The sequence below is a fragment of the Coprococcus hominis (ex Arizal et al. 2022) genome, assembly GCF_040094675.1.
Lineage (GTDB): Bacteria > Bacillota > Clostridia > Lachnospirales > Lachnospiraceae > Coprococcus_C > Coprococcus_C hominis.
The window spans coordinates 70,608-88,138 of sequence record NZ_JBBNHG010000036.1; the positions used below are offsets into that span (position 1 = coordinate 70,608).

Sequence of the window (17,531 nt, forward strand, 5' to 3'; positions counted from 1 at the left end):
AACTGTGTATGCAGAGGAGAAGGCATATGACAAAAGTAATTACATACGGAACCTTTGATCTGTTCCATGAGGGACATTACCGGCTGTTGCAGCGTGCAAAAGCATTGGGGGACTATCTGATCGTTGGGGTGACAACTGAGGAATATGACAAGGCACGAGGAAAATTAAATGTAGTAGATTCTCTGGTGACCCGGATAGAGAACGTGAGGAAATCCGGGTTTGCGGATGAGATTATTATAGAAGAGTCGGGTGGTCAGAAGTTTACAGACATTAAAAAATATAATGTAGATATATTTACGGTTGGATCAGATTGGGTTGGATGCTTTGATTATTTAAAGGATTATTGTGAGGTTGTATATCTGGAACGTACGAAAGATATTTCCAGTACGATGCTTCGACAGGAGAACAGTCATATCCAGAGAATCGGCATCATCGGAACCGGGCGGATTGCATCGCGTTTTGTCGTGGAAGCAAAGCTGGTCAGTGGTGTGAGTACGCAGGGTGTTTACAATCCACACACGGAAAGTGCAAAGTCGTTTGCGGATCGATGGGAAATTAATTGGTATGCGGACATGGAACATTTCTACGCAGATATTGATGTGGTCTATATTGCAACACCGCATGAGACACATTATTCTTATATTAAAGATGCGCTGAATCATGGAAAGCACGTAATCTGTGAGAAGCCAATGGTTTTAAAGCGGCAGCAGGCAGAGGAGCTTTTCAATCTGGCAAAAGAAAAGGGATTGATTCTGTTTGAAGGTATAAAGACAGCATATTGTCCGGGCTTTCATAAGTTACTTGGAATCGCTGCAAGTGGAAGTATCGGTGCGATTCGGAATATTGAAGCCTGCTTTACAAAGCTGGAGAAACCGGATACGAGAGAGCTGACAGACATAAAGTATGGTGGCAGTTTCACGGAGCTTGGCAGTTATATTATGCTTCCGGTATTAAAGCTATTAGGAGAAGAATATACGGATTACCGTTTTGAGAGTTTGCGTGGCGAGAATGGATTGGATGTATTTACGAAGGTAAGCTTTACCTACCCGCATGCATTGGCGACACTCACATGTGGTCTGGGCGTGAAGTCGGAAGGACGGCTGTTGATCTCTGGCACAAATGGATATATTGTGGCAGAAGCTCCGTGGTGGAAAACCTCGTATTTCGAGGTACATTACGAGGATGCATCCCATGTACAGAAGTATTCGGATACCTATTTGGGAGATGGACTTCGTTACGAGGTCAGCGATTTCCTGACGAAGCTTCGGGGGAATGAAAGCAGCAACTTCAAGCTGACAGCAGAAGATTCTATCTTTATGGCGGATATGATGGAAAAGTTTCTGGTGGAACAGGGACGGAAAATATAGGAGGCATTCTATGAAGATATGGGCACATAGAGGCTGTAGTCAGAACTACCCAGAGAATACAATGACGGCTTTCAAGAAGGCGTGTGCAATTCCGGGGCTTGCGGGAATCGAGACTGATATTCAGATATCGAAGGATGGACATCTGATGGTGTTCCATGATGAACGGGTGGAGCGCACGACAGATGGAACCGGATTCCTGCGCGATTATACATATGAAGAACTGAGGCGCCTGCGAATCGATGCCGGGGATGGAAAGAACGAGCGGATTCTGTGTATCGAAGAACTATTGGACCTGCTTCAGGATAAAGTGCGCGAGGATGCCGCATTCAAGTTAAATATTGAATTGAAGAACTCCGTATATCCATATCCGGGTATGGAAGAGAAGATAGTGGACTTGATCCACAAAAGAGGATTGCAGAAGCATATCGTGTATTCTACATTTTACGCAAAATCATTGGAGAAATTGTCGGGGATTGATCCGGAAGCAGAGCTTGGAATCCTAGATGTGCATGTATCCGATTGCATGTATAAGATCAAAGGAGGGTGTAAAGCTGTGGCGGTGCATCCATTCTGGAGAGGGATCGATGTTCCGAAAGAGGAATTGAATGGAATTACTGTTCGTGCATGGATGTCCGGACATCTGTATCCGGAGAAGCCGACGGGAACCAGACTGGATTTTAATCCATTGGAGGAACAGGGGATTACAGATATTATATTGAATGAACCGGAAGTGTATCTGTAATCGATTAACGGAATGTGCATCGGAACTGGTGTAAAACGATTGGAATTGTTGAAAATAACTAAATATTTTAATAGCGATATCCGATATAATATATGACATATTACGTATAATGTGAGCAAAACGGAATTTGCTCTTGTGCGAACGGAGTCGCGGATACAGAAGAAGTTAGGAAAACAGTAGACCCTCGCATAGAATTATGCGGGGGTTTTTATATAGAGGAGTTAAAAATGGATTTGTCATATCCTTATGAAGTTACAGATAAAAAAGAACGTGCATACATACGAAAAAGGAAAAGAGCCGCATTTTTACATAGTCTATGCTTTTATGTTTGTCGTCTATTTCCAATTAAGAAAAATCTGGTTTCGGTGTGTACGTTTGAAGGACGAGGCGGATTTGGATGCAATCCGAAGTATGTTGTACAAGAACTGCATAAGCGTAATCCCGATTATGAGTTTGTCTGGTTTGTAAATGATATGAATAAAAATTTTCCTGACTATATTCGTAAAGTTCCAAATACTTTATGGAGTCGGGCGTATTGGCTGAGCCGTTCAAAGGTTTGGATAGACAATTATCGAAAGCCCTTAGGTACAAAAAAGCGTAAGGGACAATATTATCTAAATACGAATCATTATACATTGGGAATAAAAACGGTTGGGCTATGGAGAGGAAAAGGTTTCTCGAAAATGGCATATCTGGTAAGTAAAAATGATTCCGAAATGATAGATGATTTGATTATAGATTCGAAATTCTGTGAGGAAATGTGTCCGAAGGGACTGATATATAGCGGATCTTATTTGAAAACAGGAGCACCACGATGTGATGTGTTGTATGGAAATCGTGAAAAGTATAAGAATGCATTTAGAGAGAAGTATGGCTTAGGAGAAGATACCAAGGTGGTTATGTTTGCACCAACATTTCGGGAAGGGGCGAAAAACGGGGTAAGAATGGTGTACTCGCAAATATGGACAATTGATTTTGCAAAGTTAATTCAGTGTTTAGAAGAACGATTTGGAGGAACGTGGTATATTTGTGTTCGTGTTCATCCACAACTAGCAGAACAATTCCATGGATATACAGATGAACATTTGCAAAAACGGATTATAAATGAAAGTCAATCAGATGATATGTATGAGATACTTGCAGCGATGGATGCATATATAACAGATTATTCGAGTGCCGTTTTTGAGGCATGTTACTGCAATATGCCTGCTTTTTTGTATGTGGATGATTTAACAGAATATAAGGACTCTAGAAATTTATTTTGGAATTTATCAAATAATGAAATAGAGCATGTCAGTAATAATAAAAAGATAACGCCAGGAATTGATGTGGAGTTACCTTTTGATATTGCCAGAAATAATGAAGAGTTGAAAAAATGTATTTTGCAATTTGACAAAACAAGGTATATAGACAATGTTATGAAATTTAAAAGAAATATACGATTAGTTTTTAATGGAGATGCAAGTGGAGAAGTTGCAAATGTCATAATAAAAAAGATGTCAAGAAAATAGAGGGCTAATTATGGGAAGATTAAATGGGCTAAATTTAGAACAATTAATTTCGCTGGTAAAAAAACATAAGGTTGCATGTTTTGGTCTGGGAATTCAAGGTAGAAGAATGGCAGATTTTTTTTCAAACTGGAACATTCAAGAACAGTTAGTGGCTTATATTGATAATAATAAAGCAAAAATAGGAGATTTTTATTCGCATGACGGGTATAAGTATCCAGTTTATTCGTTTGACGAGGCTCATCAAGCGTTGGATGAAAATGTCGTTATTTTGATTACGTGTTTAGACTATAACGAAATATATAAGCAACTAGAATCGGATGTGATAAGAAAATGGGATTATATTGCATTTGCAGAAGTATCAGATAATGAATTAATTTCTTCAAACTATCATGAGGTGATTAAGGAAACTATCAATCCCGTAATTCCTAAGAAAATTCATTATGTATGGTTAGGTGGTAAAAAAACCTTATTAATAAATGAAAATATAAAGCAATGGAGAAAGATATGTCCGGATTATGAATTTTATGAGTGGAACGAGAAAAATTATGACATTTCGAGTAATTTATATATGAAGCAGGCATATGAACGAAAAAAGTGGGGCTTTGTTTCGGATTATATGCGACTAGATATTATATATAAATATGGAGGGATTTACTTGGATACAGATATCGAAATGATTAAAAAACCAGATCAACTGTTATATCAGGAATGTTTCGGATGTGTGGATTCTTCAATGACAATGAATTTAGGATCAGGATTTGGTGCAATACCTAAAACAAAAATCATACGAGAACTCAGAGATTATTATGATGGAATCACATTTATTAAAGAAGATGGTTCCGAAGATAATACTTCTTGTAATAGTCATTCATATCATGTTTTAAAAAAATGGGGAGTAATGATAAACGACCAATTGCAAAATGTTGGTGGGATGAATATTTATCCTATGATTTTTCAAGGAGCAAACCAACATACAAAAAAGATATATAAAACAGATAAAACATTTTGGATACACTATGGAAATATGTCGTGGTTTAAGAGAAAAAGTATGGAAGGAACGGATGAGGTATGCGGTTAACAGAAACTTTTACAAAAGAGTTTTATAATAGTGAAAAAAAATTATTAATATATGGTGCTGGCAATTATGGAGAAATTGCACTTGGAGGATTAAAGGAGATAGGCCTTACTCCAGATTATTTTGTGGATAAGAATCATGCAGGGGAGCTATATCATCAGATTCCAGTTATATCACCACAAGAAATTAATAGGTTTAGTCAAGATGTTTTTTTGGTTGCATCTTTGAACTATTTCGGAGAGATAGTTGCTACATTGATAAAAAATGAGGTTGAGATATTTTATGATATAGAATATTTAATTGAGATATGTCCGGATGAATTTTTGAATGAATATACGCTGGATGAAAAAAGAAATATTGATAAATATAAAAATGTAATTAATAACTATAATAAAGACGAATTAATTGTAGGACATGTTGAAGTCGTGTTGACAGAAAAGTGTACATTGCGATGCAAAGATTGTGCTAATTTGATGCAATATTATGAAAAACCGGAAAATTTAGAAGTAAATGGAATTATACAATCGTTCGATAAATTTTTGACAACTATAGATATTCTTTTAGAAATGCGACTTTTGGGTGGGGAGCCTTTTTTAGTCAATGATATGGATAAATTGTTATTGCATTATATAAATAATAATAAAATAAAAAGAATAACTGTATATACAAATTCAACGATTATACCTAATGAAAAAATATTGCGAGTGTTAGCTGATAAAAAAGTTTCGGTACATATGTCAGATTATGGTTTGGTTAGCAGAAAAGTAAGAGAATTGTCGGATTTATTTGATAGAAGCAATATAAAATACTATGTTCACAAGTATAATGATTGGAAAGATTTAGGGGGATTAAATCTTCGTGGATATACAGATGATGCGTTAAAAAAATTATATGCCGATTGTTTAATGTCAAAGTGCTATACGTTTTATAGAGGAATATTATATTTGTGTCCGAGAGCCGCGCATGGAGAACGTTTGGGTTTTTTCAATAATTTAATGGATGAATATATTGACTATAATAATATGTCAGATCCAAGAATCAATAGGAAGAAATTATTAAAAGTTATTAATAATACAGAAAGTTTGACTGCATGTAAATATTGTAATGGCTCCTGCGTGAGATCAAGAAGTATTCCTGCAGCGATTCAGAAAACAAGGTGAATTTATGAAGCTAATTAATAAAAACTTATCAGAATTTATGGAATTAAATATTGATAAAAGTATAATTTGCTTTGGAGCGGGAAAGTTATTTCAAGATATGTTTATTACAATGGACAATTGTTTTTTAGATAAGATTCAATGTGTGGTTGATTCAAATTTAAAAGATGAGAAAATAAATTGTAATGGATATTGGATTCAAAGAATTAATTTTGGAAATATATCAAATATTAATTTTAAAAATTGTGTCTTTTTAATTACCACGATGTATTGTTATGAGATGATTCTGAAATTAGAAAATATATTTGCAGACTACGATGTTGATTGTTATATATATCCGATAATGTCAATGATGGTGAATAATAAAAGAAGTGATTTAATTTCTCCTGTTAGAAAAGATATTATTCCCAAAACGATACACTATTGTTGGTTTGGAGGGAACGATATACCTGAAAAAAACAAAAAATGTATTGATAGTTGGAAAAAGATATGCCCGGATTATGAGATTTTGCAATGGAATGAATCCAATTATGACGTTAAAAAAAACAAATATATGTATGAAGCATATAAGCATGGAAAATGGGGATTTGTCCCAGATTATGCAAGGTTAGATATATTATATAAATATGGTGGAATTTACCTTGATACGGATGTAGAGATGCTAAATAGACCAGATATGTTGATGAAATATGATGGTTTTATGGGGTTTCAAAGAAATTACTGGATTAATTTGGGGTTGGGATTCGGCGCCAAAAAGAATAATAAATTGATTGGTGAACTCAGAGACGAATATGATAAGATTTCTTTTGTTGATGAGAATGGTAAGTTAAATATGATTGCTTCACCATATTATCAAACAGTTCACTTAAAAAAATATGCCCTCAAATGTAATAATGAAGTGCAGAATATTAATGGTAATATAATATTACCTACGGATTGGTTAGATCCTCAAGGTTACAGTGGGGGAAGTGTAAAATTAACTAAGAATACAATTAGCATTCATCACTATGATGAGTCTTGGGTAAGTAATAAGGATTTGAATAATAGTAAATATTCTCAAATTGAAAATATAATAAAAGATTATGCTATTTTTGATAAGAATTAAGGGGGTAATGCAGTAATAAAAAATAACCGTTGTTGAATTAGGAGTAATGGAGATTAATAAGTATGGATAAATTATTAACAGTTATTATACCAGTATATAATAAAATCGCTTATCTTAAACAGTGTTTAGATAGTGTACTAAGTCAAAATTTAAATAAAATAAAAATAGTAGTTGTTGATGATGGATCTACGGATGAAAGTGAGAAAATATGCGATAGATATAAACAAAAAATGACGGTGATTCATCAAGAACACAAGGGACTAATTGCAGCAAGAGAAAGAGGTTTAAGGGAAGCGGATACGAAATATGTTACGTTTGTGGATGCAGATGATTTTATTGCGGGTGGAATGTATGAATATATGCTGAGCAAGGCGGATGAGTATGACGCAGATATCGTGACTTGTGGATGCATAAGATATTGGAATGAAGATGATTATGCTTATGACTTATGTTCTGAATTTCAAGAAGGAATATATGAGAAAAAGGAAATTGAAGACTCTATAATAAAAAAAATGTTATGGAGTAAGGAAAAAGATGGCTGGTGCTTAGATCCTTCACTCTGTATGAAAATAATTAAAACAGAGCTTGTAAAAGAACAATATACACAGATAGCCGGAAATAATTTTTTGTATGGTGAGGATTCGGCGATTATTTATCCATTAATTTTTAGAGTGAATAAAATATATATCTCAACGGCTCCATATTATTATCATAGACAACGAGAAAGAACAATAACGGCACCGTATTTTGTGGAAGAAGATTTTTTTGAGAAGACATTTAAATTATATGAATATTTGAAAATGCAATTTCAGCAATTAGGGGTAGTTTCAATTATGGAAGAGCAGTTGGATATGTTTTATATGAATTCAGTCCAGCTTCACAGAAAAAAATACAAAGGTATGATATCCAATAATTATAAGTGGCTTTTTCCATTTGCAAATGTGGAAAAAAAATCTCGCATTGTGTTATATGGTGCCGGTGCTGTTGGTAGAGCATATTATGAGCAGGTACAAAAAAGTAAGTATTGCGAAGTAATATTATGGATTGATAAGTATGTCCAGGAAGAAAACATTATATATCCTATTGAAGATATACTGAACATTGAATACGATTATGTTGTGATTGCAAGAGTAAATGAATCAGCAAGAATAGAAATGAAGAATGTTTTAATGAAAATGGGAGTTTCAGAACAAAAAATAATATAAAGAGGAAAAAATAAGCGATGAAATGGACAAATAGAGGACATGAATTCGATGAATTTTCTGCTTCTATAAAAGATGAGTTTCACAGAAATATTTATATTTTTGGAGCGGGACAAATTGGCGAAAATACCGGACGCTGTATTAGAGCATTTGGGATATTAGGAGGATTCATCGACAATAATAAAGAACGACAAGGACAGCGGCTGTTAGGACATACAATTATGTCATTGGACAAGTATATATCTGAAAATTCACATATTGCAATTGTTATAGGTGTTTCAAAAAAATATTCTCTTGAAATTGCGAAACAGCTTGAAAAGGAGAATTTAATTCATGGAAGAGATTTCTTTTTTGACGATGAATTTCATAACAAAATTCTTCCAGTTATCGCTACATATTTTTTAAATAAAACTTATATGAGCTTGGCGCAAATTACATTGACTGAAAGATGTTCATTGAAATGTAAAAAATGTGCACATGCCTGTTATAATGTTGGTAATCAGACACAAGATTTAGATTTATCAGAAGTATATAAAAGTGCAGATATGTTCTTTTCGAAAGTGGACTATATAAATGAATTTGTATTAATTGGAGGTGAACCGTTATTATATAAAGGCCTCTCAAAAGCAATTGTGTACATAGGAAACAAATATAGAAGCCAAATAGGAATTTTTAGTATTACAACAAATGGAACAATTGCCCCGGATGAAGAAACATTAAAAGTATGCCAAAAATATCAAGTGCTTTATCGAATATCTAATTATGCAAAGGCATTGCCACGATTGCATCAGTCACATATGAAATTGATAAAAAAACTGCAAGAATATGGAATTGAATATAAATTGTATGATGAAGATGGCTATTGGATTGATTATGGTTTTGACTATTTGAACAAAGATATGGATGAAGAGGAGTTAACACAGACATTCGACAGATGCTTAACTCCATGCAGAGAAGTGCGAGGCAATAAGCTGTATTTTTGCGTAATGGCAAGAAGTGTATCTGACAACCTTCATTTTAATGAGGGACAGGATGACTATCTAGATTTGGAGCTACTAAAGAGTGATAACTATAAAAAGGTGTTGTTGGAGTTTAATCTTGGATATTCGGAAAAAGGTTATTTAGATATGTGTCATAGATGTCATGGTATAGATGCAGTAAATTATCCGATTCCAATAGCAGAGCAATTATACGGGGAGGATAAATGATATGACAGAGAAAAAGGTATCAGTTATTATCCCGATTTACAATGCAGCACAATATTTACACAAATGCTTAAAGAGTGTCATCTCTCAAACTTATAAAAATCTTGATATTATTCTGATTGATGACGGATCATCGGATGATAGTTATAGTATTGCAAAGGAATATCAGGAAAAAGATTCCAGAATAAGACTTTTTACACAGACAAATATTGGTTTGATTTCTACTCGGAAAAGAGGAATTGAACTTGCCGAAGGGGAGATTGTTGGTTTTGTTGATAGTGATGATTGGATAGAGCCAATAATGTATGAAAGATTAGTACAATGTATGGAAGAAAATGAGTGTGATTTGGTAACGTCTGGAATATATCGTGATTACGCAGATGGTTCGAGAAAAGAATGGTATGATCTTTATCCGGAAGGAGTTTATGTTAATCTGGAATCGGCAATTTATCCATCGATGTTACATGATTTTAAAAAAAATGAAATGGGATTAAAGTGTACCCTTGTTAATAAACTATATCGAAGACAGATTTTACAGGATATATATGGAGAGATAGACACTCGAGTGTTTTATGGGGAAGATGCGTTAACTATTTATCCATATTGTCTAAGATGTAAGCGTATTTATATCCTAAACGAAGCATATTATCATTATTATATTCGAAACAATTCTATGTGTAGAGCGGCAAACGAAAAACTTGCTATAAATACGTATTATCTATATAACGGATTAAGAGATGCGTTTATGGAAAGTAATTGCGCAAATTCTCTACTGAAACAGTTAAAACATTATTTGTTCCAGCTTGAGAGCCATACATTGAAAGTGTTATATAATATTGATACATTGGCATATGCGAAATGGGATTTCTCAAAATATAAGGATATATTTGGAAAAAGAATAGTTATATATGGAGCAGGCGCTTGTGGACAGGCGTTATATCGAGAGCTTGATTCCTTAGGATATAAAGAAAATGTTGTTGCCTGGGTTGATAAGAATCCAGAAGGAAAAACAGAACAGTGTATGTATGAGATTACTGCAATAAAAGAAATAGTAGATAAAAAATTTGATTATCTGATAATAGCAATCAAAAGTCAGAATATTGCTATAGAAGTAATGAAAGAACTGACAAAAGATTATGCGGTTGAAGAAGATAAGGTCGTTTGGAGAGAAACTTCTTACCGGGACTTTATATTAGAATAGAAAAGAGGCTGTAATGAAAGTATCGGTTATTATGCCATCGTTGAATGTTGCCCCATATATAGAAAAATGTATTAAAAGCGTGATAAATCAGTCGTTGCAGGATATTGAGATTATATGCGTTGATGCAGGCTCGACAGATGGAACATTGGAAATATTGGAGAATTATAGTAATAAGGATAAGAGAATAAAACTTGTTCATTCTCCAGTGAAAAGTTATGGTTATCAAGTGAATCTTGGAATCTGTATGGCACGTGGGGATTATATTGGAATTGTCGAAACGGATGATTTTGTAGATTCTAATATGTATGAAGTATTGTATGGGCTTGCAATAGAACATCAACTTGATTATGCCAAAGGAATGTTTGATATGTTTGTATCGATTGATTCGAATAATGAGGTAAGATGGAGACATCAAAGTTTTGGTAATCATACAGAATTGATTAATCGAATAGTAGAGCCGAGTGACATCGCATACATATATGCAAATGATACATCTGTGTGGAGTGGAATATATCGTAAGTCTTTTTTAGAAGAAAATAGTATTAGCTTTAATGAATCGGCAGGGGCTGCCTATCAGGATATCGGGTTTATGCAGCAAGTTGTTGGATGTGCAAAAAAAGCATGCTATACAAGCCAGTCGTTGTACAGATATAGAGTGGATCGAGAAGAGGCTTCTACGTTGTCCCCCAAGGTTCTCATGTATGCGAAAGCGGAATTTGAGCGATTGCTTCAACAAAAAGAGCTGTACAATAAGATTAAGAATAAAGCTGGTTTTTTTTCAAGAATGTTAGGGTGCTTTTTGGGAGAATTAAAAAAGGTCCTTCCGGCAGTGAAGTATGATATTAATTCAGAATATGTAAAAGAGGCATATGACTGGTTCAAAAAGCAATTAAAAGATCATTATACTTTAAGTATAGATGAAAGGAACAAAGAGGAATATAAACATTTTCTGGAAGACGAAACAAAGTATATATATGAAGAAAGACGAAAATTTGAAGTCAGAGAAAAAAAGCGGAACGAAATATGTGACGCAATTGGAACGCGTTCGGTGGTTATATTTGGAGCAGGTTTGCTAGGGAAATATGCGTTGAAATTTTTACTTGCCCGAAACTTTCGTATTGTTGCTTTTTGTGATAATTGTACTGAAAAGCAGACGGATATAACAGAAAAACTTCCGGTTTTGGATTTGAGCAAGTGCAAAAAAATGTACAAACAAGCAGTATACGTTGTTGCAAATAAAAATAATTCGAGAGAAATTTATTTACAGCTCATAAATGATGGTATCGATGATAGTCATATAGTGATTTATCCATGTGATTAAATTGATATTTGAATTTAGGGAATTGTTTGAAAGGAAATTCAGCAATGAATAATAAAGATATAGATATAGATATAGAGAGGGAACTTCCTAAAGCAATCTTAAAATGGTATATCTTTCGGAAAACAGATAGTGTGGTATATATAGGATACCCTACGGATCCATTATATGAATGTCTGCAAGAAGATTCCGGTGTTGGAAAAATAGCAGGAGTGGATTTTCTTGATATTAGAGAGTGGATGCAATGGAAGGCGAATATCGGGAATTATGATATTGCAATACTTTCTGAATGCTTTGAGAAATTTGAGAAACCAGAGCAACTGATAAGTTCTGTGCGCCAATTATTAAATGCAAATGGGTTATTATTCCTTCTGGCGCATAATCGATTTGGAATTCGTTACTTTTGCGGGGATAGAGACCCATATACCGGACGTAATTTTGATGGGATAGAAGATTATAGAAAAGCAAGTACACAGAAAGAGGATATTTTTTCAGGGAGAATGTATGACAAAGCTAAGCTGAAAAAAATGTTGAATCAGACAGGCTTTTGCCAATCGGAATTTCTTTCTGTATTTCCGGGTTTGGAAAGTCCGTTTCATATTTTGAAAGACGGATACACGCCAAATGAAGAATTGAATATTCGGTGTTCCCCAATGTATCATTATCCGGATACTGTTTTTTTGGAAGAGCAGTATCTGTATACCGGTATGATTGAAAATAATTTATTTCATTCTATGGCAAATGCTTTTTTGATTATATCGTCAAAATCTCAGAATCGGTTACCGTTTGATGTTGGAAATGAAGTGCTGCATGTAACGTCATCGTTGGATAGAGGAGTCAATAATGCGCTCCAAACAATTATATATAAAGAAAAGGTAGAAAAGAGAGCCGTTTATTCAGAAGGGAAAAGACGACTTTTGGAATTGATGAATCACAATAACGAGTTGGAAAAACGGGGAATACATATGATTCCGGCAGATTTAAAAGATGATGTATATAGGATGCCATATAGTAAAGGTGAAAATGCATTATCATTTTTTAGACGTATTGCGTTTGAGGATAAAAAATCATTTATTGAAGCGATGGATAGATTTTATAGAATAATTCTTCAGTCTTCTGAGATTTCTTCTGGTCTTTTTGAAGATGAAGAAGATCAGATACTGGAAAGGGGGTATTATGATCTTGTGCCGTTAAACTGCTTTGTTGAAGATGGAGAGTTTACGTTCTTTGATCAAGAGTTTGCGATTGAAAATTGCCCTGTTGGAGTTATTGTTACGAGACTTATTGATTTAGTGTATGAAGGTGAACCAAAACTTGAAAAAACGATACCCAAAATAGAATTATTAAAGAGATATAAAATAGATAAGAAAATTGATTCTTATAGAAGATTTGTGTGGAACTATATAGCGCAGATTCGAAACCAGGATAAACTGTGCTTATATTATTCTAAAACAAGAAGTAATAATGATATTGTGGAAGCAAATCGTAAAAGAATGAATTATTCAGAAGCAGAATATGAACGGTTTTTTGTGAATCCATTGAAAGATATTGGAACACGGAATTTGATTTTGTTTGGTTCAGGAGTATATACAAAACGTTTTTTAGCAATGTACAGTAAAGAGTATCATATCTCTACAATCATAGATAATAATCCTAACAAATGGGGACAAGAGATTCAAGGAGTTAAAATAGAATCACCGGACTTTTTAAATAAGATAGATATAACAAAATTTAAGGTGTTTATCTGCATTAAGAACTATTTATCTGTAGCGAAGCAATTAGAAACGATGGGTATCACAGATTATGGAATCTTTGATACAAGCCGTTCGTATGCGAAACCGGTATTTAGGCAGGAGCCGATTGATCCAAAGGCAGATTCGGATGCAAACATGAAGAGTGACAATGCAAAAAAAGTAGAAAAAAAGAAATATCATATCGGATATGTTGCAGGTGTATTTGACATGTTCCATACAGGACATGTGCGTCTGTTACAGAGAGCCAAGGAGCTGTGTGATTATCTGATTATAGGGGTTGTGTCGGATGAAGATTGTTACCGGCAGAAAAACAAGTATCCGGTGATTTCCTGTGAAGATCGTGTCGAGGTTGTCAAGGCATGCCGGTATGCGGATCAGGTGGAAGCACTTCCGACAGGTTTTGGAGGAATCCGGGATGCGTATAAGATGTTTCAGTTCGATGTGCAGTTTTCCGGTGATGATCATGGCGATGATGGGAGCTGGCTTGCAGAGAAGGAATATTTGAACAAGCATGGTGCAGACCTCGTATTCTTTGATTATACGAAGGGAATCAGTTCGACGGAGATTCGTGAGAGGCTATAGCGATCGGTTTGGAAAGTAATGTATGCACGGATGAAGTGACCGAAATCTTAGAAGTGGAGATTATAACATGAAGATAGTATGTTCACCAAAAGGAATTGTAGATAAGGATCGTCCAAGACAGGGTATCATGGATATTGCGGATGCCGGATTTCTGGATCAGGGCGTAATCTGCGGACTTTCTGAGGATGAGACGGATGTGTGGGGCGATGCGGCATGTGAGTACCGGATTGTCGAACCGATCGTGGAGGACGTAGAAAAAGATGCATTATGGACGGTCAACCGCGAATATTATCTGTCCTTGCTCGATGAAGCGAGAACGCATAATGTGAAGATATTACTGAAAAACATGTGTCGGAATGTCGGTGGACATCTGATACGGGGCGTATGCTCGGATGCGGCAGAAGCTGTGGCGTGGGTCGATGCATTGAATACGGAAGCAGGAGAAGCGCGCTTTGGATTCTGCGTGGATATGGGAGTCTGCAATGTATGCGGACAGGATCTGAATGAATATATTACGCCGCTTGGGAATCGGGTGAAAGCGGTGATCTTGCAGGATGGAAATGGAAGCGAAGCGCAGGCACTGCTTCCGTTTACAGCAGCGTATAAGAAGACCTTGCGGACGGACTGGCTCGGGTTGATCCGTGGGTTGAGGAAGATTGGTTTTGATGGGATTTTGATTCTGAATCTGGAGGATACCGTGTCAGCCACATCACCATTACTTCGTCCTGCGTTGCTGCGGTACGCAAAGCAGGTGGCAGATTATCTGTGCTGGCAGATCGGGATCGAGACGACGCTTGCCCGATATGAGAGCCGTGTGCTGTTCGGAGCAGGCAATATGTGCCGGAATTATCTGAAATGTTATGGTGAGAAGTACCCGCCGCTCTATACCTGTGACAATAACCCGCATTTATGGGGAAGCAGACTCGATGGGTTGGAGATTCATAATCCGGAGGATTTGAAGAAACTGGACAAGGATACCGCAGTCTTTATCTGTAATATCTATTACCGCGAGATTGAGCAGCAACTTCGAAAGATGGGACTCCCGAATCCGATCGTTTATTTCAATGATGAGTATCTGCCGCAGTTTCATTTCGAGCGGTTGACGGACGAAGGGAGAAAATAATGCTTGAGATTGGTGTACAAAGCAGGAATGTCGTGGAGGATTCGTGCCCGGAGAAAGGATTCCGGATGTTGAAGGATGCTGGATTTTCCTGTACAGATTTTAGTTTGAACAGTTATCTGACGAACAAGGATTTATATGAGGGAAAGGTAAATGCTTTTTTTAGTCAGTCAATCCAGGAACTAGAGCAGTTTTTCTCGGCGCATAAGGAAGGCGCGAAAAAGGCGGGAATCCGGATCAATCAGATGCACATGCCATATCCGGTATATATCCCGAATGGCAAGAAAGAAATCAATGAGTTCCTGCAGAAGGAAATGGCGGTGAAAAGCATGCATATCTGCCATTTCTTAGAATGTAAAAATATTGTCGTGCATGGGTTTAAGCTGGCGCGGTTCCTTGGCTCGGAAGAAGCGGAATGGGATTATACCGAACGTTTCCTGAATACGATAGCCCCTCTGGCAAAGGAGATGGGAATCACGATCTGCATCGAGAATCTGTATGGTGGAATCGGCGGACATCTGGTAGAAGGCCCTTGCTGTGACGCCAGGAAGGCGGCTGCGCGGATCGACCGGATGAACGAGAGGTATCAGGCGGAGGTGTTAGGCTTTTGCTTTGATACCGGACATGCTAATCTGGTTGGACTTGATTTCGAAGATTTTCTGACGACGCTTGGTTCAAGGCTTAAAGTTCTGCATATCCATGACAATGATGGAGTGGCGGATCTGCATCAGATACCATTCACCTTCACGAGAGCGCGTGAGAATGTGACTTCCACAGATTGGGAAGGATTTATCCGGGGATTGCGTAAGATTGGCTTTGATCAGGTGCTCAGCTTTGAGACTGCGCCCGTCCTGACGGCATTTCCGCAGGAACTAAAGGCGCAGGCACTCACGTTGATTGCACAGATTGGGGCGTATTTTGCAAAAAAAATAGAAAACTAAAATATTTTTCTATAGAAAAATATTCAAAATGGGGATTTTTTCGATAGTTATGTTACGAAAGCATCCCTTCTTGCAGGATTGTATCCTCTTTGACATCAACAGCCATAGTTCTTCCGATGATTTCATTCATCTTTTCAGGTGGGATTCCCGTGCCGGGACGCTTGTAAGTAAGCATCTCCGGTGTGAGGATCGCGCCTTTTTTGATGTCGCAGGTGGTGACGATCGAACGTCTGGCGTTGGAGCGGGCAGATGCCTCGGAGTCCAGACATTTCAGATCATAGCTGCCTCGCAGGGTGTCGATGAATGCAATCCCCTTCAGGATATTTCTTGCATCATCCGGGTCCATCGCGTGATAGTGGTCGTTGCCCTTCAGTGTTTTGTCCAATGTAAAATGCTTCTCTATGATGACAGCTCCAAGATTATATGCAGTTTTGATCACATCGGCGCAGGTATCCGGCTTCGTATGATCCGAATAGCCAATGAGGATTGGAGAACCATTTTTATCAGCGTAAATTGGATCTTCTGCGTAGCTTTTTTTCAAGGAAGTGATCTTGTTCAGGTTTGCATGTTCGTACGGTGTCGGATATTCCAGCACGCAGTGAAGCAGCGCGATTGACTGGTCGTTGACACTTCGAACCAGAGACAGGGTACGGGTAATCTCGTCCTCGTTGGAAGCTCCGACAGAGATCAGCATCGGCTTTCCTTTTCGCGCCTGATATTCGACGAATGGCAGGTTGTTCAGGTCAGACGAAGAAATCTTGTAGACGTCCATCATGGAATCTAAGTAGTCTGCGGAAGCAAGGTCAAAAGCAGTTGACAAAAACTCGATTCCGAGCTTATCGCAGAAGTCTTTTAATTCGCGGTATTCCGCTTCGCCGAAATGGTCGAATTTCTGAAAAAGTTCATACTGGGAGGTAGTTGGCTCTTCCGTGGTATCCCAATAAGATGGGGAGGCTTTTGCAGCCAGTGTGCCAGCCTTATAGCTCTGGAATTTTACAGCGTGGATACCGGCATCTTTCGCTTCTTTGATCATCAGCTTTGCGGCATCCATCAATGAAATGTCAAACTTTGTTGCGATGTCATAATAATTTACTCCGATTTCTGCAATCAGGACGAACTTGCCTGCCAGCGCGCGGTCAATAATTGTACTCATATAGCATCCTTTCTGTGCATTGCACCATGCGGTTGTACTCTTCGGGTTTATCTGATAAAATTATAGCAAGGTATAGATATTTTCGCAATCGAAAGTAG

At 36.9% G+C, this 17,531-nt stretch carries 14 protein-coding genes; 13 read left to right on the forward strand and 1 reads right to left on the reverse strand.

Annotated elements, in window-relative coordinates; all coding sequences use genetic code 11:
* Positions 1 to 26 precede the first annotated feature (26 nt).
* The 13 genes from AAAT93_RS10900 (at position 27) to AAAT93_RS10960 (ending at position 16,280) form a co-directional block, all read left to right on the forward strand.
* Positions 27 to 1,367 carry a Gfo/Idh/MocA family oxidoreductase gene (locus AAAT93_RS10900; protein WP_227573241.1) on the forward strand — a complete coding sequence of 447 codons (1,341 nt, stop codon included), beginning with the start codon at positions 27 to 29 and terminating at the stop codon, positions 1,365 to 1,367.
* Between the two features lie 10 nt (positions 1,368 to 1,377).
* Positions 1,378 to 2,109: a glycerophosphodiester phosphodiesterase family protein gene (locus tag AAAT93_RS10905; RefSeq protein WP_227573240.1), complete on the forward strand. Its 732-nt coding sequence runs from the start codon at positions 1,378 to 1,380 to the stop codon at positions 2,107 to 2,109.
* A gap of 227 nt (positions 2,110 to 2,336) precedes the next feature.
* The gene (locus tag AAAT93_RS10910) at positions 2,337 to 3,620 is read left to right on the forward strand and encodes a CDP-glycerol glycerophosphotransferase family protein (RefSeq protein ID WP_117780844.1); all 1,284 of its coding nucleotides are present in this window, start codon (positions 2,337 to 2,339) and stop codon (positions 3,618 to 3,620) included.
* A gap of 10 nt (positions 3,621 to 3,630) precedes the next feature.
* A complete protein-coding gene (locus tag AAAT93_RS10915; RefSeq protein ID WP_118235333.1) occupies positions 3,631 to 4,698 on the forward strand; it encodes a glycosyltransferase family 32 protein in 1,068 nt (355 codons plus the stop codon).
* A complete protein-coding gene (locus AAAT93_RS10920) occupies positions 4,689 to 5,855 on the forward strand; it encodes a radical SAM protein (RefSeq protein WP_118235332.1) in 1,167 nt (388 codons plus the stop codon). Before AAAT93_RS10915 ends, AAAT93_RS10920 begins: the two co-directional genes overlap by 10 nt.
* A gap of 4 nt (positions 5,856 to 5,859) precedes the next feature.
* The gene (locus AAAT93_RS10925; RefSeq protein WP_118235331.1) at positions 5,860 to 6,957 is read left to right on the forward strand and encodes a glycosyltransferase family 32 protein; all 1,098 of its coding nucleotides are present in this window, start codon (positions 5,860 to 5,862) and stop codon (positions 6,955 to 6,957) included.
* Between the two features lie 62 nt (positions 6,958 to 7,019).
* The gene (locus tag AAAT93_RS10930; RefSeq protein ID WP_118235330.1) at positions 7,020 to 8,162 is read left to right on the forward strand and encodes a glycosyltransferase; all 1,143 of its coding nucleotides are present in this window, start codon (positions 7,020 to 7,022) and stop codon (positions 8,160 to 8,162) included.
* A 17-nt stretch (positions 8,163 to 8,179) separates the two neighbouring features.
* Positions 8,180 to 9,367 carry a radical SAM protein gene (locus AAAT93_RS10935; RefSeq protein ID WP_117781569.1) on the forward strand — a complete coding sequence of 396 codons (1,188 nt, stop codon included), beginning with the start codon at positions 8,180 to 8,182 and terminating at the stop codon, positions 9,365 to 9,367.
* Between the two features lies 1 nt (position 9,368).
* The gene (locus AAAT93_RS10940; protein WP_117781568.1) at positions 9,369 to 10,565 is read left to right on the forward strand and encodes a glycosyltransferase family 2 protein; all 1,197 of its coding nucleotides are present in this window, start codon (positions 9,369 to 9,371) and stop codon (positions 10,563 to 10,565) included.
* A 13-nt stretch (positions 10,566 to 10,578) separates the two neighbouring features.
* On the forward strand, positions 10,579 to 11,886 hold the full coding sequence (locus tag AAAT93_RS10945; protein ID WP_117781567.1) for a glycosyltransferase: 1,308 nt from the start codon (positions 10,579 to 10,581) through the stop codon (positions 11,884 to 11,886).
* Positions 11,887 to 11,930: 44 nt separating this feature from the next.
* The gene (locus AAAT93_RS10950) at positions 11,931 to 14,219 is read left to right on the forward strand and encodes an adenylyltransferase/cytidyltransferase family protein (protein WP_227573239.1); all 2,289 of its coding nucleotides are present in this window, start codon (positions 11,931 to 11,933) and stop codon (positions 14,217 to 14,219) included.
* Between the two features lie 67 nt (positions 14,220 to 14,286).
* Positions 14,287 to 15,342: a sugar phosphate isomerase/epimerase family protein gene (locus tag AAAT93_RS10955; RefSeq protein WP_117781565.1), complete on the forward strand. Its 1,056-nt coding sequence runs from the start codon at positions 14,287 to 14,289 to the stop codon at positions 15,340 to 15,342.
* Positions 15,342 to 16,280, forward strand: a complete 939-nt coding sequence (locus AAAT93_RS10960; RefSeq protein ID WP_117781564.1) for a sugar phosphate isomerase/epimerase family protein — start codon at positions 15,342 to 15,344, stop codon at positions 16,278 to 16,280. The genes AAAT93_RS10955 and AAAT93_RS10960 overlap by 1 nt, the downstream gene beginning before the upstream one ends.
* Positions 16,281 to 16,332: 52 nt before the next feature.
* Here the strand turns inward: AAAT93_RS10960 and AAAT93_RS10965 are convergent, their stop codons facing one another.
* Positions 16,333 to 17,433 (reverse strand): N-acetylneuraminate synthase family protein, encoded by a 1,101-nt coding sequence (locus AAAT93_RS10965; protein WP_021984838.1) that lies wholly within the window; start codon positions 17,431 to 17,433, stop codon positions 16,333 to 16,335.
* Positions 17,434 to 17,531: the final 98 nt, after the last annotated feature.